The organism is Blastococcus sp. SYSU DS0539, assembly GCF_054050855.1.
This window is the reverse complement of the sequence record NZ_JBJHAF010000008.1, coordinates 40,462-66,007: the sequence shown is the minus strand read 5'-3', so window position 1 is coordinate 66,007 and position 25,546 is coordinate 40,462. Positions and strand designations below refer to the sequence as shown.

Annotated in this window: 27 protein-coding genes, 1 other RNA gene and 1 riboswitch; of the genes, 5 read left to right on the top strand and 23 right to left on the bottom strand. The window is 74.3% G+C overall.

Going from position 1 to position 25,546, the window contains the following annotated elements; translation table 11 throughout:
- Window positions 1-93 precede the first annotated feature (93 nt).
- From ACI790_RS11630 to ACI790_RS11565, 14 genes are all read right to left on the bottom strand, one after another.
- The gene (locus ACI790_RS11630; protein WP_456569930.1) at window positions 94-1,284 is read right to left on the bottom strand and encodes an AAA family ATPase; all 1,191 of its coding nucleotides are present in this window, start codon (window positions 1,282-1,284) and stop codon (window positions 94-96) included.
- Entirely contained in the window at window positions 1,281-2,054 is a 774-nt protein-coding gene (gene cpaB / locus ACI790_RS11625; protein ID WP_456569929.1) for a Flp pilus assembly protein CpaB, read from the bottom strand. Before cpaB (ACI790_RS11625) ends, ACI790_RS11630 begins: the two co-directional genes overlap by 4 nt.
- A gap of 52 nt (window positions 2,055-2,106) precedes the next feature.
- Entirely contained in the window at window positions 2,107-3,069 is a 963-nt protein-coding gene (locus tag ACI790_RS11620; protein WP_456569928.1) for a pilus assembly protein TadG-related protein, read from the bottom strand.
- Window positions 3,057-3,446, bottom strand: a complete 390-nt coding sequence (locus ACI790_RS11615; protein WP_456569927.1) for a TadE/TadG family type IV pilus assembly protein — start codon at window positions 3,444-3,446, stop codon at window positions 3,057-3,059. The genes ACI790_RS11620 and ACI790_RS11615 overlap by 13 nt, the downstream gene beginning before the upstream one ends.
- Before the next feature lie 105 nt (window positions 3,447-3,551).
- Window positions 3,552-3,761, bottom strand: a complete 210-nt coding sequence (locus ACI790_RS11610) for a Flp family type IVb pilin (RefSeq protein WP_456569926.1) — start codon at window positions 3,759-3,761, stop codon at window positions 3,552-3,554.
- A gap of 373 nt (window positions 3,762-4,134) precedes the next feature.
- Window positions 4,135-5,028, bottom strand: coding sequence for a type II secretion system F family protein (locus ACI790_RS11605; RefSeq protein WP_456569925.1), 894 nt, complete (start codon window positions 5,026-5,028; stop codon window positions 4,135-4,137).
- Window positions 5,029-5,143: 115 nt separating this feature from the next.
- The gene (locus ACI790_RS11600; RefSeq protein WP_456569924.1) at window positions 5,144-6,085 is read right to left on the bottom strand and encodes a type II secretion system F family protein; all 942 of its coding nucleotides are present in this window, start codon (window positions 6,083-6,085) and stop codon (window positions 5,144-5,146) included.
- Complete coding sequence (locus tag ACI790_RS11595) at window positions 6,085-7,323, bottom strand: CpaF family protein (protein ID WP_456569923.1); 1,239 nt, start codon at window positions 7,321-7,323, stop codon at window positions 6,085-6,087. The genes ACI790_RS11600 and ACI790_RS11595 overlap by 1 nt, the downstream gene beginning before the upstream one ends.
- A gap of 233 nt (window positions 7,324-7,556) precedes the next feature.
- Window positions 7,557-8,747, bottom strand: coding sequence for an AAA family ATPase (locus ACI790_RS11590; RefSeq protein ID WP_456569922.1), 1,191 nt, complete (start codon window positions 8,745-8,747; stop codon window positions 7,557-7,559).
- Window positions 8,744-9,493, bottom strand: a complete 750-nt coding sequence (cpaB, locus tag ACI790_RS11585; RefSeq protein WP_456569921.1) for a Flp pilus assembly protein CpaB — start codon at window positions 9,491-9,493, stop codon at window positions 8,744-8,746. The genes ACI790_RS11590 and cpaB (ACI790_RS11585) overlap by 4 nt, the downstream gene beginning before the upstream one ends.
- Before the next feature lie 10 nt (window positions 9,494-9,503).
- Complete coding sequence (locus ACI790_RS11580) at window positions 9,504-10,460, bottom strand: pilus assembly protein TadG-related protein (protein ID WP_456569920.1); 957 nt, start codon at window positions 10,458-10,460, stop codon at window positions 9,504-9,506.
- Window positions 10,448-10,843 (bottom strand): TadE/TadG family type IV pilus assembly protein, encoded by a 396-nt coding sequence (locus tag ACI790_RS11575; protein ID WP_456569919.1) that lies wholly within the window; start codon window positions 10,841-10,843, stop codon window positions 10,448-10,450. The genes ACI790_RS11580 and ACI790_RS11575 overlap by 13 nt, the downstream gene beginning before the upstream one ends.
- Before the next feature lie 100 nt (window positions 10,844-10,943).
- The gene (locus ACI790_RS11570) at window positions 10,944-11,153 is read right to left on the bottom strand and encodes a Flp family type IVb pilin (RefSeq protein WP_456569918.1); all 210 of its coding nucleotides are present in this window, start codon (window positions 11,151-11,153) and stop codon (window positions 10,944-10,946) included.
- Window positions 11,154-11,384: 231 nt separating this feature from the next.
- Window positions 11,385-12,059, bottom strand: coding sequence for a prepilin peptidase (locus ACI790_RS11565; protein ID WP_456569917.1), 675 nt, complete (start codon window positions 12,057-12,059; stop codon window positions 11,385-11,387).
- Window positions 12,060-12,184: 125 nt separating this feature from the next.
- Between ACI790_RS11565 and ACI790_RS11560 the strand changes: the two genes are divergently transcribed.
- Window positions 12,185-13,465 (top strand): APC family permease, encoded by a 1,281-nt coding sequence (locus ACI790_RS11560; protein ID WP_456569916.1) that lies wholly within the window; start codon window positions 12,185-12,187, stop codon window positions 13,463-13,465.
- A gap of 28 nt (window positions 13,466-13,493) precedes the next feature.
- The gene (locus ACI790_RS11555) at window positions 13,494-14,198 is read left to right on the top strand and encodes a class I SAM-dependent methyltransferase (RefSeq protein ID WP_456569915.1); all 705 of its coding nucleotides are present in this window, start codon (window positions 13,494-13,496) and stop codon (window positions 14,196-14,198) included.
- Between the two features lie 90 nt (window positions 14,199-14,288).
- On the opposite strand, the gene ACI790_RS11550 is transcribed toward ACI790_RS11555, so the two are convergent.
- The 4 genes from ACI790_RS11550 to ACI790_RS11535 form a co-directional block, all read right to left on the bottom strand.
- A complete protein-coding gene (locus ACI790_RS11550; protein WP_456569914.1) occupies window positions 14,289-14,912 on the bottom strand; it encodes a LysM peptidoglycan-binding domain-containing protein in 624 nt (207 codons plus the stop codon).
- A gap of 87 nt (window positions 14,913-14,999) precedes the next feature.
- A riboswitch (cyclic di-AMP (ydaO/yuaA leader) is annotated at window positions 15,000-15,096 on the bottom strand.
- A 262-nt stretch (window positions 15,097-15,358) separates the two neighbouring features.
- Window positions 15,359-15,760, bottom strand: an RNA gene (gene rnpB / locus ACI790_RS11545) — RNase P RNA component class A.
- A gap of 29 nt (window positions 15,761-15,789) precedes the next feature.
- Window positions 15,790-16,512 (bottom strand): PIG-L deacetylase family protein, encoded by a 723-nt coding sequence (locus ACI790_RS11540; RefSeq protein WP_456569913.1) that lies wholly within the window; start codon window positions 16,510-16,512, stop codon window positions 15,790-15,792.
- A gap of 93 nt (window positions 16,513-16,605) precedes the next feature.
- The gene (locus ACI790_RS11535) at window positions 16,606-16,965 is read right to left on the bottom strand and encodes a DoxX family protein (RefSeq protein WP_456569912.1); all 360 of its coding nucleotides are present in this window, start codon (window positions 16,963-16,965) and stop codon (window positions 16,606-16,608) included.
- 24 nt (window positions 16,966-16,989) lie between these two features.
- Between ACI790_RS11535 and ACI790_RS11530 the strand changes: the two genes are divergently transcribed.
- Window positions 16,990-17,745 carry a sulfite exporter TauE/SafE family protein gene (locus tag ACI790_RS11530; RefSeq protein WP_456569911.1) on the top strand — a complete coding sequence of 252 codons (756 nt, stop codon included), beginning with the start codon at window positions 16,990-16,992 and terminating at the stop codon, window positions 17,743-17,745.
- Between the two features lie 15 nt (window positions 17,746-17,760).
- Here the strand turns inward: ACI790_RS11530 and ACI790_RS11525 are convergent, their stop codons facing one another.
- The 4 genes from ACI790_RS11525 to ACI790_RS11510 are packed head-to-tail and all read right to left on the bottom strand — an operon-like array spanning window position 17,761 to window position 21,843.
- Entirely contained in the window at window positions 17,761-18,855 is a 1,095-nt protein-coding gene (locus ACI790_RS11525; RefSeq protein WP_456569910.1) for a bifunctional RNase H/acid phosphatase, read from the bottom strand.
- A complete protein-coding gene (locus ACI790_RS11520) occupies window positions 18,852-19,592 on the bottom strand; it encodes a zinc ribbon domain-containing protein (protein ID WP_456569909.1) in 741 nt (246 codons plus the stop codon). The genes ACI790_RS11525 and ACI790_RS11520 overlap by 4 nt, the downstream gene beginning before the upstream one ends.
- 5 nt (window positions 19,593-19,597) lie before the next feature.
- Window positions 19,598-20,053, bottom strand: a complete 456-nt coding sequence (locus ACI790_RS11515) for a hypothetical protein (protein ID WP_456569908.1) — start codon at window positions 20,051-20,053, stop codon at window positions 19,598-19,600.
- Window positions 20,050-21,843 carry a carbon starvation CstA family protein gene (locus ACI790_RS11510; protein WP_456569907.1) on the bottom strand — a complete coding sequence of 598 codons (1,794 nt, stop codon included), beginning with the start codon at window positions 21,841-21,843 and terminating at the stop codon, window positions 20,050-20,052. Before ACI790_RS11510 ends, ACI790_RS11515 begins: the two co-directional genes overlap by 4 nt.
- A 64-nt stretch (window positions 21,844-21,907) precedes the next feature.
- Between ACI790_RS11510 and ACI790_RS11505 the strand changes: the two genes are divergently transcribed.
- Window positions 21,908-22,687, top strand: coding sequence for a hypothetical protein (locus ACI790_RS11505; protein WP_456569906.1), 780 nt, complete (start codon window positions 21,908-21,910; stop codon window positions 22,685-22,687).
- Between the two features lie 10 nt (window positions 22,688-22,697).
- Here ACI790_RS11505 and ACI790_RS11500 read toward each other — a convergent pair whose 3' ends face one another.
- A complete protein-coding gene (locus tag ACI790_RS11500) occupies window positions 22,698-23,531 on the bottom strand; it encodes a Nif3-like dinuclear metal center hexameric protein (RefSeq protein ID WP_456569905.1) in 834 nt (277 codons plus the stop codon).
- Window positions 23,532-23,592: 61 nt separating this feature from the next.
- Here ACI790_RS11500 and ACI790_RS11495 point away from each other — a divergent pair, with 61 nt between their 5' ends.
- Complete coding sequence (locus ACI790_RS11495) at window positions 23,593-25,545, top strand: FUSC family protein (RefSeq protein ID WP_456569904.1); 1,953 nt, start codon at window positions 23,593-23,595, stop codon at window positions 25,543-25,545.
- The last annotated feature ends 1 nt before the right edge of the window (window position 25,546 follow it).

Below are 25,546 nucleotides of genomic sequence, written 5' to 3'. Positions count from 1 at the left end.
GGCTCGGCTCGGTCCCCGGGCCGGCGGGTGCGGTCTGCTGCGCCTGGGCGGTCACCCGTCCGCGGGTGGCGTCCAGCCGCTCGCCCAGGCGCATCAGGAGGCCACCTTCGAACGGGTCCAGAAGCCGCCGGGCTTGGCGGCGGGCGCCACCCCGAACCGCTCGAGCAGCCGGCGCAGCTCCTTGGTGGCCGGGTCGCGCTTGAGGTCGCGCGACAGCAGCGGAACACCCTGGTTCGTGGACGCCGGCACCGACGCCGACCGCGGCAGCACCACATCGACGCCCGTGCCGAGGGCGAGTTCGACGTCGGACAGGGCCAGGCCGTGCTTGGGATCGGCGAAGTTCATGACCACGTGCCGGCCGGCGGGCAGCAGGTCCAGCTCACCGAGGACGTCGATCTCCTTGCGGAGCCCGCGGACACCTGGAACGTCCATGCTGCTGAGCAGGACGGCGTCCGACGACTTGTCCAGAGCGGCGAGCGTCTGCTCCGACAACCCGGGCGCGGTGTCCACCACCACGTACCGGAACTGGCGGGCCAGGGCGGCCAGCAACCGGCTGACGTCCTCGCCGGTCACCGTGTCACCGGCCGCCGGGGAGTCCGACCCGCAGACCGCGTAGAGCCCGCTCGGGTGCTGGGTCAGGAACGTCTTCAGCACCATCGTGTCCTCGCTGGCCCGGCCGTGCACGGCATCGGGCAGCGTGTACTCCGGCTGCAGCCCGAGGGCCGTGGCGACGTCGCCGAACTGCACGTCCAGGTCCACCACGACGGTCGACTGCGGCGCCACCGCGGCCAGCCCCACCGCCAGGTTCGTGGACACGGTGGTCTTGCCCACCCCGCCCTTCGGGGACAGGACGGAGATGACCCGTCCGGGGGCCGACGGCTCGCCGGCGACCGGCCGGAGCACCTGCCGACGCCCCACCGCGGCCTGGGCCGCCCGCTCGGTCACCTCGCGGAGCGCCGCGACGTCGGCGTCCGGTGCGACGACGTCCCGGATCCCGGCGCGCATGACGGCCGGCCACAGCTCCGGGGTCGGCGCCGCGACGAGCACGACGCTGATGCCGGGCCAGGCTGCGTCGAGCGCACTAGCCAGCGCGAGGACGTCCTCCACCGGCGCCGCGGGGCCGAGGACGACGACCTGGGGCAGGTCGCCGGCCGGCAGTTGCTCGATCAGGCGGATCGGCTCGGTGGGCACCCGTCCCGGAGGCAGCACCACGAGGTCGGGCTGGGCGGCGTGCAGCCGCTCGGTCAGGTCCGGAGTTCCTCCGGCGAGGACGACGCGGCTCATTCTCCCGACCCCCCGTCGGCGGCGGTGAGGCCGGCGAGCGCGTCACCGTAGATGTTGTTCTGCGTGACGATCCCGGTGCCGGAGTTGTCCGCGCCCTCGGGCTCGAGCGCCAGCCAGACGGTGCCGTGCTCCATGCCGAAGACCACCTTCTCGGCGTCCCGGGCGGGCAGCGCGACGGTCACCATCAGGCTGTTCGACGGGGCGGCAGCACCGGCGGCCACCGTCTCGGTCGACCCCTCGGCCGCGGGCGCCGGCGCCGGCGCGCCCTGCACCTGGGTGACCAGGACGCCGTGCAGGACGGAGTGCGTCGTGCCGGTCTTCTTGTCGTTCGCGTCCTCCAGCTCCATGGAGATGTAGACGCCGATCTGGTCACCGGCGGTCAGCCGGCCACCGACCACGCGCTGCGGCTCGAGCAGCACGCTGACCTCGGAGAACCCCGGCGGCACCTCGACGATGCCCGGCGGCTGCAGGCTCGACTCGTCGGCGAACCGGCTGGCGAGCACCTGCTCGCCCGGCTGCAGAGCCACGGTGCTCACCCGGTCACCGAGGTCGGCCAGATCGCTCACGCTGCCGGTGGCCGCCACCTTGGCGGGGATCTGCTCCAGCCGGACCGACCGGGCGAGGTCGCCGGCCGGCGTTCCTTCGGGAACGGGCGCGGTGACGACGAGGACCGGTGTGGTCTGGACGCCTTTGAGGGCCCGCGCGTCGGCCCCGCGGACGTAGGACACCAGCACGACGGTGCCCACGATCGCGAGGCCGAGCGCGAGCACGGCGGCAAGGATTCGGCGGTTCACTGTTCCCCCAGTGGATGTGTTCGAAAGATCAGGCGACGAGCTGGACAGCCACGGCGCCGAGATCCGGCGCGGTCGGATCGGGCGTGAAGGCGTCGGTCGAATCGACGAATTCGGTGAAGTAGCCCGCGATGCACCGCTCCTCGCCCTTGCAGGGCTTCGGGGTGCTGTAGTACTGGCCGGCGAAGTTGTAGCCGGTGATCGTGAAGGCGGCGTAGCCGTAGATCCGGTACCAGGCGTTGGAGCCGGTGTCGCCCGACTCGTCGAAGATCGGCAGCAGCACGGTCGTCCCGACGAGGCTCGCGAAGTAGTCCGGTTCGCATTCCTCAGGGACGCTCGCGCCCGGCGAGGAGTCCACGATCCCGTCGACCGTGGAGGTTGCCCCGCACACGTCCGGGTCGGTCTCCAGCCAGCCGAACCCCCCGGGGACCTCCAGACCGGACGGCCCGGTGCAGCCGGTGTCATCCGTCTTGGTCCAGTCGATGACGATGGGATCGCTGCCGGTGGGCGTGCCGCCGCCGGTCTGGGCGTCGAAGGCGCACCACGAGAAGGCCAGCGGCAGGACGGCCGTTCCGCCGCCCGGGGCGTCCCATCGGACGGTGGCGCTGGCCGACACCTCGCTCGACTCGAACCCGAGCACCGGGGCCAGCCAGTGGCCCTGGGTTCCGGGGTTGACCACCGTGACCTCGTCGGACCCGAGGGTCACCGTGGGGGTCCCGTGGACGGAGCCGGCCTCGTCGTAGTTGGCGCTGGTCAGGGAGTCCGCGGTGGTCTGGCGGTCGGCGCAGGCCGGCAAGGCGGCCGCGCAGTCGTGACCGATGGCCAGGGCGGCGGCGTCGGCGCCGTTCTGCAGTTGCTGCCGCTCGGAGTAGACGGCCGCGATGTCGACGGCGAGCGCGCCGAAGCCGAGGAGCGGGACCATGAGCAGGGCGACCAGGACGGCGGAGGCGCCGCGCTCCCCCTCCAGCCGGCGGCGGAGGTTCAGCCGTTGCATCGCATGACTCCGTCCGCGTCCAAGGTGATGGCGTCACCGAAGAACCCGGTGAGGAAGGGCATGGGGTAGGTGACGGTGACGGTGGCGTTGGTGCCGGCAGGTGCCCCGTCACACGAGACCGGCGAGACGGTGATGCCATCGGAGGTGACGCCGGGGTTCAGCGAGGTGCTGGCGGACTGGACCGCGGCCTCGACGGCTGCCTCGTCGCCCTGGAGAGCCAGGACGCGGGCGCCCTCCCGGGCGGCGGCGGCGAGCGTGGCCTGCACCTGGAAGGCGCGGCCGAACTCGACGATGCCGAGCACCAGGACGATCAGCAGCGGCACGATCAGCGCGAACTCGACGGCCGCCGCACCGCGCTCGGACTGCACCTTCCCCATCGCTTCCCCCCGTTTGTGTGCGTGTGACCGATGTGCCGCGGGCGGCGGTGCGGCGACCTCGTGGCCGCCACGCCGCCGCCCGCGACTGTCGTTCGTTCGACCCAGTCAGGCGACGGTGCCGCCGAGGGCGGTGACGATCTGGGTGAAGAGGGCGTTGAGGCGGCCGCCGAGCGCGATGACGGCCGCGATGATCACCACGGCGATGAGGCCCACCATCAGGCCGTACTCGACGGCGGTGGCGCCCTTCTCCTCGCGGTTGAGGCGGTCCTCGAGGAAGGAGGTCAGGGTGGCGATGGTGGCGTAGACGTTGAGCATGGTGGGTTCTCCCCCCGTGTCGCCGAACCGGGTCGGGCCTCGTGGCCCGCCGTCGCGGCTGGACCAAGACTGCGGTCACGCAGAGTGGTCGCAACAGGGGGGTCCACCGTGTGGGTGACAGCTTTCTGCCCCCTCCGGGGCAGAGGTGAATCACTGTGGGTGACAGCGGGCGCCGTCAGGACGGTCGGCGGGGCGCGCAGAAAGAGGCCCAGGCGCGCTGTACATCGTCCGTCGGCGGCAGTTCACTCACGTCCGTTGCGGGCGCCGGCAGCCGGTTTTCACGACCAAGCCGTCCCACACACGACATCGGCGGCCCCGCGCACTTCGGTGTGAAGCGTGCGGGACCGCCGATGTCGACGGGGCCGTGAAGGAATCAGCCGCTGAACGCCGCCACGATGTCCATGACTGCGGGCCCGAGCAGCACGATGAACAGCGTCGGCAGGATGCACAGGATCAGCGGGAAGATCACCTTGACCGGGATCTGCATCGCCTTCTCCTCGGCCCGCTGGCGGCGCTTGAGCCGCATCTCCTGCGCCTGGGTGCGCAGCACGTCGGCGATCGAGACGCCGTAGGCATCGGCCTGCACGACGGCGCGGATGAACCGGCGCAGGTCGGTGACGCCGGTGCGCTCGGCCATCGCCAGGTAGGCGTCGCGGCGCGGCTGGCCGACGGCGATGTCCTGCAGCGTGCGGGTGAGCTCCTCGGCCAGCGCACCCTTGCCGTTCTTGGCGGCCCGCGCCATGGCCGACTCGAAGCCGAGGCCGGCCTCGACCGCGATCGTCATCTGGTCGAGGGTGTCGGCGAGCTCGAGGGCGATCGCCTGCTGGCGCTCCTGGCCACGGCTGTACAGCAGGAGCTCGGGCACGAAGTAGGCGACCAGAGTGACCGTTGCACCCATCAGGCCGGTCAGCAGGCTCGCTCCCGCGCTGAACACCAGCAGGCTCAGCGCGGCGGCGACCATCGCGAGCACCAGCTTGGCGGCGACGAGCTTGGCCACCGGCCAGGCGGCCGGGCGGCCGGCGGTGCCGGCCAGCCGGTGAAGCCGGTCGATCGTCCCCCGCGGGGTCAGGTAGCCGACCAGTCGCGCAGCCGGCCCGGGCCGAACCCGGCCGCCGCGCGGCCCGGCGCCGCCGGGGAGGTCCAGGCCGCGGGACAGGTTGGCCTGCGCCTGCTGCGCCACCGTCCCCGAGCGCGGAAGGCAGGCCCAGCCCAGGATCGGCACACCGAGGGCGACCGCGGCGACAGCGGCCAGGACGGGTCCGGGCATCGAGTAGGTCAGCACGGGTCCCCCTGCGGAGTGGCGATGAGGAGCGTGTTCCGGTTCCCCTGCGGAGTGGCGTCGAGGACCCCGTTCCGGTTCCCCTGCGGAGCAGTGATGGTCATCAGAAGCGGATGGCCACGGTCTTCTTGAGCCACAGCCCCCCGACCAGCATCATCACGACCGCCACCGCGAGCATCGCGTAGCCGGCCAGGCTCTCGGTGAACGCCGAGAGATAGCTCGGGTTCGTGAGGGAGAGGAAGGCGGTGATCCCGATTGGCAGGGCCATGAGGACGTAGGCGGAGAGCTTGCCCTCGGCCGACAGCGCCTTGACCTGGCGGCGGATGGCGTTGCGTTCCCGGATGGTGTGGCCGACGGCATCGAGCACCTCGGCTAGGTTGCCGCCGACCTCGCGCTGGATGGCGATGGCCTGGGCGACCCAGATGAAGTCCTCGCTGCCCATGCGGTCGGCGACCTCGTCGAGGGCATCGGTGAGGTCCCGGCCCACGCGGGTCTCGTTGATGATCCGGGCGAACTCGTCCGACGTCGGCGCCGCGGCCTCGGTGGCCACCGAGTCCATCGCGCGCAGGATGCTGTGCCCGGCCCGCAGGCTGGATGCCATCAGCTGCAGGGAGTCGTCGAGCTGGTCGGCGAACGCCGCCCGGCGCCGGCCGGCCCGCACGCGCAGCAGCATCCGCGTGCCCACGAGGATCACCAGCGGCATCACCAGCCCGAGCAGCAGCCCGCCGGCCAGCGCTCCCAGCACCGCGGCGGACGTGGCCACCAGCCCGACGGCCAGGACGAAGTCCGTCAGCGCCATGGTCACGCCGGCCCGCTCGAGCGCCACCGCACCGGACACCGCCCAGCCGCGCCGCTCGAGCACCCGGCCGAGGGCGACGCCTGCGGCGGTGCCTGCCCCGGACAGCGCCGACGTGGTCGGGGCGGCCGTCGGGTCCACCCGGGTCAGCGGCACCCGAAGCGGCCCAGCCGGCAGCACCGCGACGGCGACGAGGAAGACGCCGCCGGCGACCGCGGCCAGGCCGGCGAGCAGCAGCATCGACGACATCAGCCCCAGCTCCGTCGAGGCGCGGGAGCGGACTCCGCGGCTCCGAAGACTCGCGGGGAGAGGGTGATGCCCATGTCGGTGAAGCGGTCGGTGAAGCGGGGCCGCACGCCGGTGGGCACGGGGGCGCCCAGGAAGCGGCCGGTGACGGGGTCCACGCCGGCGGAGTAATCGAACAGGAAGGCGTCCTGCAGGGTGACCGTCTCGCCCTCCATGCCCTGGACCTCGGTGACGTGGGTGACCCGCCGGGTGCCGTCGCGCAGCCGGGTGAGCTGGACGACGACGTCGACGGCGGAGGCGATCTGCTCCCGGATCGCCCGCAGCGGCAGGTCCATGCCGGCCATCAGCACCAGGGTCTCCAGCCGGGCGATCGCATCCCGGGGGGAGTTGGCGTGCACCGTGGACAGCGACCCGTCGTGCCCGGTGTTCATCGCCTGCAGCATGTCCAGCGACTCACCACCACGGCACTCCCCCACCACGATCCGATCCGGGCGCATGCGCAGGCTGTTGCGCACCAGGTCCCGGATGGTGATCGCACCCTTGCCCTCGATGTTGGGCGGCCGTGACTCCAGCCGGACCACGTGCTCCTGCTGCAGCTGCAGCTCCACCGCGTCCTCGATGGTGACGATCCGCTCCCCCTCGGGGATGAACGACGACAGCACGTTCAGCAGCGTCGTCTTCCCCGTACCGGTACCACCGGAGACGATCACGTTCAGCCGCGCATCCACGCACGCCTGCAGCAGCTCGGCCATCTCCGGGGACAACGTGCCGAACCCGATCAGGTCGTCGACCTTGAACGGGTCCTTGGCGAACTTGCGGATCGTCAACGTCGACCCGGAGAACGCCAGCGGCGGGATGATCGCGTTCACCCGGGAACCGTCGGCCAGCCGCGCATCCACCAGCGGCGACGATTCGTCGATCCGCCGCCCCACCCGGGACACGATCCGGTCGATCACCCGCCGCAGGTGCTCCTCGTTGGCGAACCGGGCCGGCGTGCGCACCAGCCGGCCCGACTGCTCCACATAGATCGAATCCGGCCCGTTGCACATGATCTCGGTGACCGAGGCGTCATCCAGCAACCGCTGCAACGGCCCGAACCCCAGCACGTCATCGGCCAGCTCGGAGGTCAGCCGCGATCGCTCCTCGGCAGACAGCGGAATCTTCTCCGCCTCGACCACCTCGTCCAGCTCCCGCAGCACCAACGCGCGCAACTGGTCCTCGGCCAGCGACGGATCACTCATCCGAGCACCCATCCGCTCGAACAACGCCTTCGCCACCCGGTCCTTCAACCGACCCAGCGCATCCACCGGCGCCACCACCGACGCCGGAGCCACCGGACGCGGCACCGCCTTCACCGGACGGGGCTCCGGCACCGGCGCTGTCGGTGCGGCGAGCAGGGGCGAGACCTCGTCGGCCTGGGAAGAGGCCTCGGGGGATGTACCGCCGCGAGCGGCCTCGAGCCGGTTCAGAAGGTTCACGACGCCGCCCGGTGCTTGGCCCGGTAGCGGCTCGGCCGCACGATCGGGGTGGCGGAGAACCGGGACACCAGCCGGCGCAGCTCCTTGACCATCGGGTCGCGCCCACCGCTCTCCAGGATCGGCACGCCGGTGTTGGTGGACGCCGGCACCGCGGCCGATCGGGGCAGGACCACGTCGATGCCCGTGCCGATCGCCGTCTCGACGTCCCGGACCGACAGGCCGCCCTTGGGGTCGGCGAAGTTCATGACCACGTGCCGGCCGGCCGGGATCATACAGAGCTCGCGGAGCACGTCGAGCTCCTTGCGCAGCCCGCGGACACCCGGGACGTCCATGCTGCTGAGCATGACCACGTCGGTGGCCCGGTCGAGGGCGGCGAGCGTCTGCTCCGACAGCCCGGGTGCGGTGTCCACCACCACGTACCGGAACTCCCGGGCCAGCGCGGCCAGCAACCGGCTGACGTCCTCGCCGGTCACCGTGTCACCGGCCGCGGGCGACTCCGACCCGCAGACCGCGTACATCCCGCTCGGGTGCTGGGTCAGGAACGTCTTCAGCACCATCGTGTCCTCGCTGGCCGGGCCCCGGACGACGTCCGGCAGGGTGTACTCCGGCTGCAGCGCCAGCGCGCTGGCGACGTCGCCGAACTGCACGTCGAGGTCGACCAGCACCGTGGACTGCGGCGCCGCCGCGGTGAGGCCGATGGCGAGGTTGGTGGCCACCGTCGTCTTGCCCACCCCGCCCTTGGGCGAGGCGATCGTGATGACCCGTCCTGTGTACCGGGCCGTCTCCTCGAGGGGCCGCAGCACCCGCCGGCGGCCCGTGGCCGCGGCACCGGCCCGCTCGACCGCCGACCGGATCTCCGCGGCCTCCGCGTCCAGCGGGACCAGGTCACGGATCCCGGCCCGCATGGCCGCCTGCCACATCTCCGGGACCGGGTCCGCGAGGAGGACGACGCTGATGCCCGGGCACTGCACGTCCAGCCGGCCGGCGAGGTTCAGCACCTCCTCCGCCGGTGCCAGCGGGCCCAGCAGCAGCACCTCGGGCAGCTCCCCGTCGGCGAGGAGCTCGAACAGCCGGGCCGGGTCGGCCGGCAGCCGGCCGGGAGGCAGCACGTAGACGTCGCCGTCCACCGCCGCGGACACGCGCTGCTGCAGGGCCTCGTCGGCCCCCGCAAGGACGACGCGGCTCATGCGAACGCCTTTCCGTAGATGTTGGTACCGGTGATGACCTCGGTGCCCGAGGTGTCGGTTCCCTCCGGTTCCAGGGAGAGCCAGAGGGTGCCGTGCTCGGCGCCGAAGACGACCGCCTCGGCCTCGGCCGCCGGGAGCGCCAGGGTGACCATGACGCTGCCCGTCGGCGCGGCGCTGCCGGCCGAGGCGGTCTCCACCCCTTCGGCGGCCGGGTCGGCGGGCGGCGGGGCGCCCTGCACCTGGGTCACCAGGACCCGGTGCAGGACGGCGTGCGTGGCCCCCCCGGCGTCCTGGGTCAGGGAGACGAAGACGCCGACGGTGTCCCCGGCGGACAGCCGGCCACCCACCGCCCGCTGCGGCTCCAGCAGCACGCTGACCTCGGCGGCGCCGGCCGGGACGGGGACGGTGCCGGGGAGCCGCAGGTCACCGGGCTCGGCGAAGCGGCCGGCCAGGAGCTGCTCCCCCGGCTGCAGGTCGACGGTGGTCACGCGCCCGGCGAGGGCTTCCAGGTCCTCGACCGCTCCGTCGGCAACGGCCTTGGCCGGCAGCAGCTCGGTGGCGACCATCGCCCCGAGCTCCTCGGCCGGGGTGCCGATCGGCACCGGCGTCCGGACGACGAGGACCTGGACGGTCTCCGTCCCGGCGAGCGCGCGGGCGTCGGCGCCCTGCACGTAGGCCAGCAGCACCACGGCACCGGCTCCGGCGAGGAGCAGCGCCGCGACGGCGGCGATCAGACGACGTCTCACGGGAGCGCCCCTATCGGATGAGTCGGAGGATCGATGCCCCGAGCTGCGGGGCGTCCGGGCTGTACGAGAAGGCGTCGTCGAGGTCGACGAACTCGGTGAAGTAGCCGCTCACGCACCGGTCGTCGCCCTTGCACGGCTTGGCGTCGGTGGAGAACTGGCCGCCGAAGTGGAACCCGGTGATGTGGAAGGCGGCGTAGCCGAACACGTGGTACCAGGCGTTGGTGCCGGAGTCGCCGGAGGAGTCGAACAGCGGCAGCAGCACCGTGTGCCCGACCCAGGAGTTCAGGTAGGCCGGCGTGCAGGTCGACGGCGGGGTGTTGCCCGTCGACGAGTACGACCGCTCGTTCCGGGCGCTGGCCGCCTCGCACTCCGCCGGCGGCGTGTCGAGGTACGCGAAGCCGCCGGGGACGACGAGGTTCGACGGGCCGGTGCAGCCCACGGTGTTCGAGCTCTTGGTGAAGTGGATGGTGTGCTCGATCTCGCTGGAGGGTTCTCCCCCGCCGGTCTGCTGGAGGAACTCGCACCACGAGAAGGTCAGCGGGAGCACCGCCGTCCCGCGGTCAGGAGCGCCCCACGCCACGGTGGCCGTCGCCGCCACCTCGGTGGCGTCGTGGCCGATCACCGGCGCGAACCAGTGCTCCTTGGGGGTGCTGCCCGCGACGGTGACGCTGGTCGGGTTGCTGGAGAGCACCGGCTGGCCCGCCGTGGCCTCACCGGCGTTGGCGACCACCAGGCTCTGCGCCGTCGTGAGCATGTCGCCGCAGTTCCCGCGGGCGCAGTCCTGGGCCACGGCCAGGGCTGCGGCGTCCGCTGCCACCTGGAGCCGGGCGCGCTCGGCGTACAGCGCACCGACGTCGACGGCGATCGCGGCGAAGCCGAGCATCGGCACGAGGAGGAGGGCCAGCAGGACCGCAGAGGCACCGTGCTCGTCGCGCCGGAGCCGGCGGCGGAAGGTCAGCCGTTGCACCGCATGACCCCCGTTCCGGTGAGGTCGACGCCCGCGCCGAAGAAGCCGGTGAGGAAGGGCATCGGGTAGGTGATCGTGACCCGCACGTTCGTGCTGCTGCCGCCGGTCGCCGGGCAGGACACCGGCGTGACGACGATCTGGTGCGGGGCGATGGCGGGCGTGAGGGCTGAGGTGGCATCGAGGACGGCGGCCCGGGCGAGGGTCGGGTCGTTCTGCAGCGCCATGGCGCGTGCGCCCTCGCGGGCGGCGGCCGACAGGGTGCCCTGGACCTGGAAGGCCCGCCCGAACTCGGCGATGCCGAGGACGAGCACGATCAGCAGCGGGACGATGAACGCGAACTCCACCGCCGAGGCGCCTCGTTCGTCGCGCAGTCGCTGGGTCATCCGTGCTCACCGCCTCTCCTGGTCTAGGGCTCCTGCCCCACGGCGCAGCGGCCGGGTGTCGGCCGCTGCGCCGTGAGGGCAGGGAGGGAACCGCAATCGGTCAGGCGACCGTGCCGCCGAGAGCGGTGACGATGGAGGTGAAGAGGGTGTTGAGGCGGCCGCCGAGCGCGATGACGGCGGTGATGATCACGACGGCGATCAGGCCGACCATGAGGCCGTACTCGACGGCGGTGGCGCCCTTCTCGTCGCGGTTGAGGCGGCCCTCGACGAAGGAGGTCAGGGTGGCGATGGCGGCGTAGACGTTGAGCACGGGAACTCCCTGGGGTGCGAGGCCAGCGGGTCCGGATCGGATGACCCGGCTTCGTGGCGACAGGGGTCCCATCGGGCCGGCACGGCGGTGGCTTGAGCGTCAGTCACCCGATCGGACGACAGGCCTCCCCCCATCGGGGGCGCGGCCGCCGTTCAGCTCACGGAGAGCGACGGGATCCGCACCGGTGCCGTCACCGGAAGACGTCGGCCCGACCGGTCGGCCTCTTGAGCGTCAGGCCGTGGCTGTGCTCCACAGCACGATGAGGGCGGCGCCGGCCAGCATCGCCGGGCCGAACGGCAGCTCGCTGCGCAGTCCGATCCGTCGCACGGCCAGCAGGGGCAGCACGACCAGGGCCTGCACCACGAACCCCAGGGCTCCCCCGAGCACGACCGCGGTCCAGCCCAGCCAGCCGAGGTAGAGGCCGAGCAAGGCGGCGAGCTTGACGTCGCCCATGCCCAGACCGCTCGGCGCGATCAAGGCGAGGACTAGGAAGGCCGCGAAGAGCACCCCCGAGCCCATGACCGCGCGCAGCAACGCGGGCCAGTTCCCCTCCACCGCCGCCGGGATGACCAGGAGCGCGACGCCGACGACGACGGAGGGGACGACGACGCGGTTGGGCAGCAGCCGGTGCTGCAGATCGACGAGGGCGAGCAGCAGACCGGCACCGGCCAGGAAGAGGAAGGCCGGCAGCTCGGCCACCGCGCCGAAGCGCAGGCCCACCAGGCCGAACAGGACCGCACCGACGAGCTCGAGCACCGGGGGCCGGACCGCGACAGGTCCGGGGCCGACCAGGTCCCGCACCCGGACCTCCGCCGGCCACGGGAAGCGGCCGGCGGCCCGGTTCACCAGGTGGCCGACCGGGATCCCGGCGATGGCCGCCACGAGGGCGACGGCGGTACCGCTCACCGGCGCACTGCTCCCATGCCGGCCACGATGACACGGCGCCGGCGCGGCGCCCTGCACCGCCGCGCCACTCCGGGCTCCTCCCCACCCCTTAGGGTCGCCGGCGTGCGCTGCGATCGCGGGCTCCGGTGAGCACCGGCCCCGGGCTCGCCCGCCGGCTGGGCACCACCGACGCCGTCGTCATCGGGCTGGGCTCGATGATCGGCGCCGGGATCTTCGCCGCCTTCACCCCGGCGGCCCGCGCCGCCGGAGCCGGGCTGCTGATCGGCCTGGCCCTGGCGGCGGTGGTGGCCTACTGCAACGCGACCGCCTCCGCGCAGCTGGCCGCGCAGTACCCGCAGGCCGGCGGCAGCTACCTCTACGGCCGGGAGCGGCTGGGGCCGTGGTGGGGGTTCCTCGCCGGCTGGGCGTTCGTCGTGGGCAAGACCGCCAGTTGCGCGGCCATGGCGCTGACCTTCGCCGCGTACGCCGTTCCGCAGCCCTGGGAGCGCCCGGTGGCGGTCGCCGCCGTCGTCGCGCTCGTGGCGGTCAACTACCACGGGGTGACGCGGACGGCCAGGCTCACCCGCGTCGTGGTCGCCGTCGTGCTGGCCGCGCTCGCCGTGGCGGTCCTCGCCGCGCTGGCCGCCGGCACCGCGGACCCGGCCCGGCTCACCGGCTGGGCCGACGGACCGTACGGCTGGTACGGGGTCCTGCAGTCCGCCGGGCTGCTCTTCTTCGCCTTCGCCGGCTACGCCCGGATCGCCACGATGGGCGAGGAGGTCCGGGAGCCGGCCCGCACCATCCCCCGCGCCATCCCCGTCGCGCTGGGCATCGCCGTCGCCGTCTACGCCTCCGTCGCGGTCACGCTGCTGTTCGTCCTCGGGCCCGCCGGGATCGCCGGCACGGCGACCCCGCTCGCCGACGCCGTCGCCGCCGGGAGCTGGGACTGGGCCTCGCCGGTCGTCCCGATCGGGGCGGCCGCCGCCGCGCTCGGGGCGCTGCTGGGGCTGGTCGCCGGGGTGGGCCGGACGACCCTGGCGATGGCGCGGACCGGAGACCTCCCCCGCCCGCTGGCCGCGGTGCACCCGCGGCACCGGGTGCCGCACCGGGCGGAGGTGGCGCTCGGGGCGGTGGTCTGCGTGCTCGTGCTGACGGTCGACCTGCGCGCGGTGATCGGGTTCTCGTCGTTCGGCGTGCTGCTGTACTACGTCGTCGCCAACCTCGCGGCCTTCACCCAGCCGGCCGAGCACCGGCGCTGGCCCCGGGCGCTCCAGGCAGCCGGGGTCGCCGGGTGCCTGGTGCTGGCGGCCACCCTGCCGTGGCCGTCGGTGGTGGCCGGCGCGGTGACCCTCGCCGTGGGGGCCGGGCTGCGCGCCCTCCGGCTCCGCCGCTCGCCTGCCGAGGGCGCGGCCGACCACCGTGCGTAGTGGCCGCCGGTGGCCCACACTGCCGAAGGTGACCGTCGACGAGCACACCGCCTCCCGCACCGCTGCGACGGGGTCCTACCAGGGGCACGGGGTGCACGCCGCCCCGGGGGTGCACGAGTACGCCGTCGAACTGGCCCGGCGCGTGCTGCCCGAGGGCGGCCGGATCCTCGAGGTCGGTGCCGGGTGCGGCGCGCTGGCCTGCCGGCTGCGGGACGCCGGCTTCGACGTCGTGCCGACCGACCTCGACCCGCCGCACGACTGGATCCACCGGCTCGACCTGGACCACCCGGAGTGGACCGACGAGACCCGGGGCCCCTTCGACCTCGTCGTGTGCGTGGAGACGCTGGAGCACGTGGAGAACCCCCGGCAGGTGCTGCGCTCGATCAGGTCGCTGCTCCGGCCCGGCGACCGGCTGCTGCTGAGCACGCCGAACATCACGCACCCGCACTCGCGGCTGAAGATGTTCCTGCGGGGGGCGCCGTTCATCTTCGGACCGGGGCACTACCACCAGCCCGGCCACATCTCGATCCTCCCCGACTGGATGCTGACCGAGCACGTCCGGCTGGCGGGGTTCGGGGACATCCGGGTGACGACCGGGGGCAGCACCTGGTTCGCGGGGCCGCGCCGCCTGGTCCACCGGGTCGAGATGGCGCTGCTGTGGGTGCTCGGGGTGCGGCTGCGGGCCGATTCGGGCGAGGGCATCTGCACCTTCGTCACCGCTGTCGCCGTCTGACCGCCGGCCAGCCCCGCGGAGACGGCTGAGCGCCCCCTGCCCGGACCCGGGCAGGGGGCGCTCGCCGTCAGCGGTGGGCTCGGTGGTCGGTCACCCGGCCGGCGCGAAGGCGACGTGCGGGTGGTCCATGTGGTTGGCCGTGGCCGAGCCGCGGTCCTCCATGGCCTGCCACGTCCAGCCCGTCCACGGACCGGCGATCCGCTGCTGCCAGATCACGTAGTCGACGCCGAACCGGCCCGCGTTGTCGATCGCGTACTGGGCAACGGCGTCGCCCTTGGCCGCGTCGGCGTAGACCATGAAGTCGGCCGCGCGGCCCGCCGTGGGGCTGTGGCCGGGGCGGGTGAGCACCGTCGAGACGCCGAACTGCTCGGCGACCTCCTGGACGGCGGGGCGGACGTGCGCGTCCCACTGCGCGTAGGCCTCCGAGGTCGGAGCCGGGACGGGCCGGTCCGATCGGCTGGCGCGCTCGGGAGCCGCCGCGCCGGCGCCGCCGATGGTGAGCACCTGACCGACGCGCAGGACGTTCGGGTCGGCGCCGATCGTGTCGAGGTTGGCCTCGTGGATGCTGCGCCACGTGGTGCCGTGGTCGGCCGCGAGCCGGCTGAGGGTGTCACCGGAGCGAACGGTGTGCTCGCCGGTGTGGGCCGCCGCGGGCCCGATGGCCCCCAGGGTGACGGCCGAGGCCGCCGCGAGGACGACGGCCGGGTAGGCCACGGCCCTCACGGCGCGGTTGCGGGTGGAGCGGGATCGACCCGTGGTGCGGGAGCTGATGCGCATGGCGTGGTGAGCCTCTCGCCGCCTGCGGAGTTAGCTGTCGGGTTCGGGCGAGAGCTGCCCGGCCGCAGGACGCGGCTTCACCCCGAGGTCCCGGAGGGCCGTCGAACGGTGGGTCCCCCGCGCCTGCCCGTCGTGTCGACGCCTCCGGTGGCCGTGGGCAGGTTCGGCGGGCGGCCATCCGGGCCCGCCGATCGGCGGACGGGAGGAACGGTATGCAGGCCGGACGCCCCCCAGGAGATCGTTCCCGACCTTTCTGCGGACCCTCCGCGCGGACGCACGCGGAGTCACGAACCGAAAGCACAGCGCCCGGTTTGACCCGATCGGGTGAGCGTGCCGCCGCACCACCGGCCGGCATCCGCGCCGCGAGCCTGCCCGGGGGACGACGGACGAGTCGGCCTGTACGCCGGGTTCTGTCCACGGGCGCCTTGCGGCCTCCCGATGGGCGGTCATCCATCTAGGCCTGCCGTTGCCGGCAGGCTCCAGCGGTCTACCCGCAGGCTCGGGCGGGCCGCCCTCGAACGCCTGCGCGAAACGGCGGCGGACCGCCGTTCCTTCTTGACCTAGCTCCGGGTGGGGTTTACCGAGCCACGCCGGTCACCCGGCGTGCTGGTGGTCTCTTACACCACCGTTTCACCCTTACCAGCGCACGCGCTGGCGGTCTGTTTTCTGTGGCACTGTCCCGCGGGTCACCCCGGGTCGCCGTTAACGACCACCCTGCCCTGTGGAGCCCGGACGTTCCTCGGCGACGGGATCTCCCCCGCCGACGCGACCGCCCAGCCGACTCGTCCGTCGTGCCCGCGAGTCTAGGGGGTGGTCATCCCCAGTAGAGCGTGAAGCCCACCCGGCGGCCGCCGTCCTCGGTCAGCGTCGCCATGTCGATCTGCTGCCGCGCCTGCTCCTCGACCGGCTCGTCCGACAGCGCCTCGAGGTACCGCCGGTGCTCGGTGAGCGAGGCGACCGCGGCCGCCACTCCCCCGCTGACGTCCATCGCGTGCGGGGGCTCGCCGCCCATGTGCTGGACCGCCACGTACTGCACGCCGGTCCACCGCTCCTCCGCGAGGTCCGGGAAGATCCACTCGTTCGCCGCGTCGGCGACCGCGTCGAGCACCGACCGGGTCAGCGCCCGGTGGTCGGGTGAGTTCAACGCGATCGGGCTGACGCCGGGCGCCGTCCAGCTGTCCCCGCCGTGCAGGGTGACCACCAGCTCGGGGCGGTGCCGCCGGATGCCGGCCGCCAGCTCGCGGCGCAGCTCCGGGCCGGCCACGAGCACGCCGTCGCGCTGGTCCAGGAACTCCACCTCGGTCACCCCGACGACGGCGGCCGACGCGCGCTCCTCCTCCTCGCGCAGCGGGCCGGCCTCGGCCGGCGGCATGCCGGCGATCCCCGCCTCGCCCCGGGTGGCCAGCAGGTAGTGCACCTCCTTGCCCGCCGACGTCCACACGGCGACGGCGGCGGCGAGGCCGTACTCGATGTCGTCGGGGTGGGCGGCGACGACCAGGGCGCGCTGCCAGTCGTCGGGCATCGGAGCTGTCGGCATGGCCCGAGTCTGCCGCGACCGCGGACCGCACGCTGCGGTCGCGGACCTCGCGACGCAGCGGGAGGCCGGCGACTCTCCGGCGAGGACGGCGGGTCAGCCGCCCCGGGCCACCCGGAGCGCGGCCCGCAGCATCGGCAACTGGAAGGGGATCCGCGCCGCCGCCACCGTCAGCCCGACGGGCGAGCGCCGGGTGGCCCGAAGGGTCTGCAGGTGCGCCGGCAGCACCCCGACCAGCAGCCCCACCGCCGCCCAGCCACCGGCACGCCGGGTCGCGGGCACCGCGAGCAGCGCCGCGGTCGCCAGCTCGACGACCCCGCTGCCGATCACCCACGGCCGGGCCGGTCCCAGCTCCGGCGGGATCATCCAGTCGTAGACCTGCGGCCGCACCAGGTGGAACACCCCGGCCCCGGTCATCCCGGCGGCCATTCCCAGTGCTCGCGCCTCTGCCCGCATGGGCTCACCGTAGGGTCACCCGTCGTGTCCGGTGCCGACCTGTTCATCGCGGCCGGCGTCGCGTTCCTGGCCGGCGTCGTGAACTCCATCGCCGGCGGTGGATCGCTGATCCTCTTCCCGACCCTCGTGGCGCTGGGGCTGGGCTCGGTGGCGGCCAACGTCACGAACTCGCTGGCCCAGTGGCCGGGCTACCTCGGCGGCGTGGCCGGCTTCCGCCCGGAGTACGCCGGCCAGCGCCGGCGGCTGATCCGGTTCTCGGCGGTCGCGGTCGCCGGCGGGCTGGTGGGCAGCGTCCTGCTCCTCACCACGCCGTCTGAGGCCTTCGACCTCGTCGTCCCGGTGCTCGTGCTCATGGCCAGCCTGCTGCTCGCGCTCCAGCCGCTGGTGACCCGGCGGCTGGCCGGCCAGGTCCCCGGCGGCCCCGGCCGCGACCCCGCCTGGCTGTACGTGGCGCTGTTCCTCGCCACCGTGTACGGCGGCTACTTCGGCGGTGCGCTCGGGGTGATCCTCGTCGGCGTGCTCGGCATCGGGCTGCACCGGCTGAAGCTGGCCAACGCCCTGAAGTCGGCGCTGTCGGCGGTCACCGCCACGGTGACGCTGGTGGTGTTCGGCATCTTCGGACCGGTCGCCTGGACCGTCGTCGCCGTCGCCGCCCCGGCCAGCCTCGTCGGCGGCTTCCTCGGTGCCCGGATCGCCACTCGCATCCCCGCCACGCCCCTGCGCGTGCTCATCGTGACCTTCGGCGTGGTGGTCTCCGGTTACCTCTTCGCCCGCGTCTGACCTGGCGAGCCGGCGTCAGCGCAGGTGCGCGGTGTCGTTGACCAGCCGGACCGAGGCCGTGCCCTCGGAGGTCCAGGCGACGGTGCACAGCGACGCCGCCTCCAGGAACACCCGGTGGACGACGCCGTCGCCGACCCCGAGGCCGGCCGCGAGCAGCAGCTTGATCGGCGTGACGTGGCTGACCACGAGGACGGTCCGGCCCGCGTGCCGGGTGAGGATGCGCCCGCGGGCACCGGCCAGCCGGGTGCTGACGTCGGCGATCGACTCCCCACCGGGCGCGGCCACCGTCACGTCGGCCATGAAGCGGCGCACCGCCAGCGGGTGCCGGGCGCGCGCCTCGTCGAAGGTCAGCCCCTCCAGGTCGCCGAAGTCCAGTTCGCGGAGGTCGTCGTCGAACTCGACGGGCAGCCCGAGCCGGGCGGCGACGATCTCGGCGGTCTCGCGGGTGCGGGCCAGTGGCGAGGCGACGACGACGTCGATGCCCAGCTGCGCGGCGCGCTCCGCCGCCGCCTCGGCCTCGGCCCGGCCGGTGCGCGACAGCGGCAGCTCGTTGCGGCCGCTGAAGCGGCGCTCGGGCGTGTGCTCGGTCTGGCCGTGGCGCAGCAGGTGCGTGACGGTGGTGACCAACGGCGCCGGCTCGCGCACCGGCTGGACGTCGTCCTCGGCGGCCGAGGGCTCGGCGACGGCGTCGCGGTGCACCGGCCGGCCGTCCATCGCGCTGTTGGCCAGCGCGTCGGCGGCGCCGTTCTGCGCCCGCGGCACCCAGGTGTAGCGGACCGCGCCGAGCTTCCGGGCGATCTGCTGCGCCTGGCGCGCCAGCTGCTGCATGTCGGGGTGCTTGATCTTCCAGCGGCCCGACATCTGCTCGACGACGAGCTTGGAGTCCATCCGCACCTCGACGGCGGCGGACGCGTCGAGATCGAGCGCCGCCTGCAGCCCGGCGACCAGCCCGCCGTACTCGGCGACGTTGTTGGTGGCTCGCCCGACGGATGCGGCCCGCTCGGCCAGCACCCGCCCGGTCTGCGCGTCCCGCACCAGCGCGCCGTAGCCGGCCGGCCCCGGGTTGCCCCGCGACCCGCCGTCCGCCTCGACGATGAAGCGCCGCGTCACAGCCCGGACTCGGCGGTGCGCACCAGGATCCGCCCGCAGTTCTCGCACCGGACGACCTCGTGCGGGTCGGCGTTGCGGACCGCGGCCAGCTCCCGGCCGTTCAGCTCGATCCGGCAGCCCTGGCACTGGCGGGCCCGGAGCATCGCCGCCCCGGTGGTGCCGGTCTGGGTGCGGATCCGGTCGTACAGGGTCAGCAGCGGCGCGGAGATCGCGCCGGCGACCGCGGCCCGGGCCGTCTCGTGCCGGGTGGTGCTCTCGGCGATGTCGGCGAGCGCGTCGTCGCGCTGCTGCTCGGCCCGCTCCAGCGCGGCGCGCGCCTCGTCGAGGCCGTCCTGGGCGGTGCGCAGGGTCGACTCGGCGGTCTCCAGGCGCTCCATGAGCTCGAGCTCCTGGTCCTCCAGGGTCGACTGCCGGCGGGCCAACGACTCCAGCTCCTGCTGCAGGCTGACGGCCTCCTTGGCACCCACCCCGCCGGCGTCCAGCCGCTGCTGGTCGCGGGCGGCGCGCTGCCGGACCGTGTCCACGTCGTTCTCGAGCCGCTTGACCTCGCGCTGCAGGTCCCGCGCCTCGGTCTCGGCGCGGACGACGTCGTCGGCCAGCGCCCGCTCCGCCTCCGCGGCGGCCTCGACGGCGGCGGTCTCCGGCAGCGTCCGCAGACGGTGCGCGAGCTGGGTCAGCGCGACGTCCTCCGCCGCGAGCTCCAGGAGCTTCTGCTGCTCGAAATGGTCGACCTTCACGCCGCTCAACCTACCTGCGGCTCCTCCGCCCGCCCCGCCGGTGAGCCGGCGGGCGGGCGAGCGCGCCCCAGGGCCAGCTCCGACTCCACCGCGGCCACCGCCGCAGCCGGGGCGGGCAGCCGGCCCGACGCCAGCACCGCCCCGTCCACGATCAGCGACTCCACGGCCATCCCCGCGCGGACCGAGCGCCGCAGGGCCGCACCGCGCAGGCCCCGGCGGCGGCCGTCGGTGACGAGCGCCGGCACCAGCCAGAGCCAGTTCGACGGCGAGACCACCTCCACCGCCACCCCTGTCGGCAGGGCGGCGCGCAGCGCCCGGTACACCGCCCCCACCGCGTCGTCGGGCGCGGCGTGCCGGTGCGAGCCGCCCTCGTCGAACGGCCGGACGTCCGCGCTGCAGCACCCGGCGGAGGCGCCGCCGGCGGTCCGCGTGCCCCGCACCAGCACGACCCGCGGGCTCACCGCCGGTCGTTCCCGGAGGGACCGCCGAGCGGCCGGTCGGAGGTGTCGGTCTCCGGGTTGGCCAGCGCCACCGCGTCGGGCTCCACGCCCTCGGTGGGCCCGACCGTGCCGCGGTCCCGGAAGGCCGCGCGCAGCGCCAGCGCCGCCTCGACCATCAGCCAGAGCGCCAGGACGAAGATCAGCGCGTCGAGCGGTGCCAGCACCCACTGCTCGTCCTCGACGAAGTTCCGCAGGTTGAGGATCAGCGCCCACGTCGTCATCACCAGCAGGAAGACCAGCGGGATCAGGACGGCGACCGGGTTGCGGCCGCGACGGGTGACCCAGACCGCGATGACCGAGAGGGCGAGACCCGCGGTGAGCTGGTTGGTGGTGCCGAACAGCTGCCACAGGACGCCGAACGTGTAGCCGGCCTCCCCGCCGCCGGGGAGCAGCGCCATGGCGAGCGGGATGAGCACCGCCAGCGTGGTGGCGACCGTCAGGTTGCGGGCCAGCACCCGCACCTTGATCAGCTCACCGATCTCCTGGATCACGTAGCGCTGCAGCCGGACGCCGGTGTCCATCGTCGTCGCCGCGAAGCTGATGACGACGACGGCGGCGAAGACGGCGGCGAGGTCCAGCGGGATGCCGATGTTGTTGGCGAACTGGGCGGTGCCGGCCACGAAGTTGCCGACCGCGCCCCCCGACGCCGTGGCGAAGTCGGGGTAGAGCGCCTCCCAGTCCGCCTGCGAGGCGGCCACCCCGGCCGTCGCGGCGAGCACCGCGCCGGTGGCCAACGATCCTTCGCCCACGGCGCCCATGTAGCCGACGTAGCGGGCGTCGGTCTCCTTGTCGAGCTGCTTGGAGGTCGTGCCCGACGACACCAGCGAGTGGAACCCGGAGATGGCCCCGCAGGCGATGGTGATGAACAGGAAGGGGAAGAAGCTCGGCGAGCCCTCCGGCACGTCGTTGATCACCGGCGCCTGGATCTGGTTGAGCCCGATGATCAGGCCCAGGCCGATGACGCCGAGGGCGATGAACAGCTGGTGGCTGTTGATGTAGTCGCGCGGCTGCAGCAGCACCCACACCGGGATGCGTGAGGCGATCCAGGTGTAGATGAACAGCAGCACCACCCAGACGTTGCGGGTCTGCTCGACCCCGAGCGCGTCGGCCAGCCCGTCCAGGGTGATCGGGTAGGCGTTGCCGACCAGGATCAGCGCGTACAGCACGATCACGCCGACGATCGACGGGATCAGCGCCGACGAACGGGTCCGGTAGATGTAGACGCCGATCGCGATGGCCAGCGGGATCTCGGCGACGATCGGGATCACCGCGCCCGGCTGGGCCACGAACAGGTTGCCGATGACGACGGCGAAGACCGCGTTCACCAGGGTCAGCAGGAAGAAGATGATCGCCAGGAACAGCATCCGCGCCCGGCCGTTGATGACGTCGCCGGCCAGCGTGCCGATGCTCCTGGCCTTGTGCCGGACCGAGACCGCCAGCGCCCCGAAGTCGTGCACGCCGGCGGCGAAGATGGTGCCGAGGACGATCCAGGTCAGCGCCGGCCCCCACCCCCAGAACACCGCGATCGCCGGGCCGACGATGGGCGCCGCCCCGGCCACCGAGGTGAAGTGGTGGCCGAAGAGCACGTGCTTGTTGGTCGGCACGAAGTCGACGCCGTCGTTGAACTCGTGCGCCGGGGTCCGGTAGGCGCCGTCGAGCGCGTAGACCTTCGTCGCGAGGTACGTGGAGTAGTAGCGGTAGCCGAGGAAGAAGAGCGCTCCCACCACGGCGGCCACGACGAACGCGGGCACGGCGACTCCCAGGTTCCGGGGCGGCAACGTCGCCGCCGTCCGCGAGGAGTAGACAGCGCATGTGATGGATGCCACAAGTACGCAGGCCGCGGTGCGTGCGGCCGGGGTGGCCGAGCTGCTGTGGCGCACCCCGGGCGGATCACCGGGCGCGGTCGGCGTCGTCCCGCTCCTGCTGGACGGCCGCCCGGCGGTCGCCCTGCCCTGGGCGCACGCCGCCACCGCCCGCGCCGCCGCGGCCGGCGACCGCGCGGCGCTGGTCCTCTCCGATCCGCGGCTGACCGGCTCGCGCTGGGTCCCGCTGGTGGCCACCGGCCGGCTCACCCTGATCGAGGACGGCACGGGCGAGCTGTTCACCGAGCACCTGCTGGATCAGGAGCTGCGCAAGCACCCGCCGGCGCGGGCCCTGGCGGACTCCCCGATGCTCCGCCGGGAGCACTGGTGGTACCTGCCGCGGCTCGTCCTCGCGCTGGACGCCGCCGACGTCGTCCCCGGCGAGCGCCGCGACGGCCCGCTGGACGCCGTGCTCGGCGTCGACGACGGCGACCTGCACGTGGCCACCGTCCGGGTGAGCGACTGGGCCGCCGATCCGCTGGCGCTGCGGGGCGCGCCCCCGGGGGTCTCCGGCGCCGCCGTCCTGGTCGGCCAGGAGGTGTCCGTGCCCGACGTCGAGCGCTGGACGGTGCACACGACCACCGGCCGGTACGCCGACGGCCGGATGACCGGGGTGCGCCCGGCCGCCACCCGCGAGCTGGAGCCGGTGCCGGGGCTGCTGGCCCGGATCCGGCGCCAGCGCGGCCTCGAGCGCGCGTGCGTCCGGGAGCTGCGGGCCGCCGGGCACGGCTGACGCGGCCGGGTCAGCCGGCGGCGCCCCGCGGGGCGTCGGCCCGGCAGCTCCACGGATCGGTCCGCACGGTGGAGACCGCGACCTCCACCCGGCCGCCCAGGTCGCGGCGCAGCGCGTCGGCGGCCACCGGGAGCCACGGCCACTCGGAGGCATAGTGCGCCACGTCGACCAGCGCCGGCCCGGGCACCTCGAGGGCGTCGGACACGGGGTGGTGCTTGAGGTCGCTGGTGACCAGCACGTCGGCCCCGGCCGCGGCGGCCGCCGCGAGCAGCGAGCCCCCGCTGCCGCCGCACACCGCCACCCTGCGGATCTCCCGGTCGGGGTCGCCGGCCGCCCGGGCGCCGGCGGCCGTGGCCGGCAGCACCGCGGCGACGTGCCGGGTGAAATCCCGCAGGGTCATCGGCCCGGGCAGCGTGCCCACGCGGCCCAGCCCGGCACGGGGATCGGGGCCGGCCGGCTCCAGCGGCACGGCGTCGGCCAGCCCCAGGACGGCGGCCAGCGCGGCGTTCACCCCTGAGCCGGGCGCCCGGTCGGCGTTGGTGTGCGCGACGAACAGCGCGGCACCGGCCCGGATCAGCCGGTGCACCAGCCGGCCCTTGGCGTCGTCGGCCGGCACGCCGTGCACCGGGGTCAGCAGCAGCGGGTGGTGGGTGACCAGCAGCTGCGCGCCGGTGGCGAGCACCTCGTCGACGACGGCGGCGGTGGGGTCGACGGCGAACAGCACCGACCGCACCTCCTCGGCCGGGTCGCCGCACACCAGGCCGACGGCGTCCCAGCTCTCGGCGAGCGCGGGGTCGTAGCGGGCATCCAGGGCGGCGAGCACCTCGCCGAGCTGCACGGTCACGGCTCCGCAGCGTAGGCGCCGGACACGCACGGCCGGACCGGCGGAATGACAAGCTCCTCCCGTGGCACGGGAGCGGGCGCTGCGCGCACCGGCGTGGCTCGAGGAGCTGGTGCGCACCACGCCGCCCCCGGTGCCGTGGCGCGACGTCGCCCGGTTCGCCGTCGCGATCCCCGCGCCACTGGCACTGGCCGTCACGGTCGGCGGCGGGCTGGACTCCGCCGCCGCGCTCGGCGCCGGGGTGTTCGGCACCATGGGGGCGCTGGCGGCCGCCCTGGCGCCCCAGCCGGGCCCGCTCCGGGACCGGCTCCGCCGGATCGGGGCGGCCACGCTGTTCGGCATGCTGGGGCTGCTCGCCGGCCAGCACGCCACGGGCGGCGGGTGGGAGCCGGTGGTGGTCATCGCCCTCCTGTCGGCGGTCGCCGCCTTCGTCAGCGCGGTCAACGCCGCGCTCTCCCTCGGCGCGCTGCAGCTGCTCGTCTACACGGCGCTCGCCTCGGGGCTGATGACCCCGCTGCCGGCCGCCGCGGAGGTCGGGTTCTTCCTCTGCGGCGCGGCCTGGGCGACGCTGACCACCCTCGTCCAGGCCCGCACCGAGCATGCCGATCCCGACCGCGCCGCCGTGGCCGCGGTGTTCACCCGGATCGGCGAGCTGCTCGCGGCGATCGGCAGCGAGAAGGCCCCCGACGCCCGGCGGGCCCTCACCACCGCCCTCAACGCCGGCTACGACCGGGTGATCCGCAGCCGCAGCCGGTCGGCCGGCCGCAGCCAGGAGCTCTCCGAGCTCGCCGGCGTCCTCAACGCGGCCGCGCCGCTGGTGGAGGGGGCGGTCGCCGCCGCGCGGGCCGGCGTCCCGGCCGATCCGCAGGACGTGACCGCGGTGCACGGACTGGCCGCGGCCGTCATCGGCAGCGGGGAGCTGACCGACCAGCGCCCGGCCCCGCTCGAGGCGGGCCACCCGGCGGTGCGGGCGGTGCGGCACGGTGTCCGGCTGGTGTGGAACGTGGTCGGCGACCCCGAGGAGCGGGCCGGCGCCGCGGCGGCGCGCGCCACGCCCGGCCTGGGGGTGCGGGCGCGGGAGCTGGTCGACCGGACCGTGGCCAGCGCCGACACCCGCGCCTTCGCCGTCCGCCTGTCGTTGTGCATGACCGTGGCCGAGATCGCCCGCCAGTACCTGCCGATCGAGCGCCCCTACTGGGTGCTGCTCACCGTCGCCATCGTGCTCAAGCCCGACTTCGGGTCGGTCTTCACCCGGGCCGTGCAGCGGGGCGCCGGCACGGTGCTGGGCGTCCTGCTCGGCTCCGCGCTGCTGGCGGCCCTCCCCCGCGACGGCTGGGTGCTGGTCGCGATCGCCTGCTCGGCGGCCGTGCTGCCGTGGGCCCGCAACGCCAACTTCGGGCTGTTCTCCGTCTTCCAGACGCCGCTGATCATCCTGCTGCTCGACCTCGCCGTCCCCGGGGGCCCGGGGCTGGTCGGCGCCCGGCTGCTGGACACGCTGGTCGGCTGCGCCATCGTGCTGGTCTTCGGCTACCTGCTGTGGCCGCAGACGTGGCGGGCTCCGCTGGACGCGGCCCTGCGGGACGCCGCCGTCGCCCTGGACGCCTTCGTCGAGGCCGCCTTCACCGGCAGCCCGGCCGAGCGCCGCCGCGCCCGCCGGCGCAACTACCGCGCGCTCACCGAGCTGCAGACCCAGCTCCAGCGGCGGCTCGCCGAGCCGCCGCCGATCAGCACGCGGGCGGCCGCCTGGTGGCCGGTGATCGTGCAGCTGGAGCGCACCTCCGACGCGGTCACCGAGGCGGTCATCGCCACCCGCGGTGGCGAGCCGGCGCCCGACCTCGCCCAGGTGGCGGTGCTGCGCCGGGCGATCCGCTCCCTGGAGGACGACGTCCGGGCGCCCCGCACCACCGACGACGCCGAGCTGCACGCCGAGGGCGTGCTGGCCCCGGTGGCCCGCGAGGTGGACGCCGCCCGCCGGCTGGTGCGGGAGGCCGCGCCGGGCCGGCGCACCGGGCACTGAC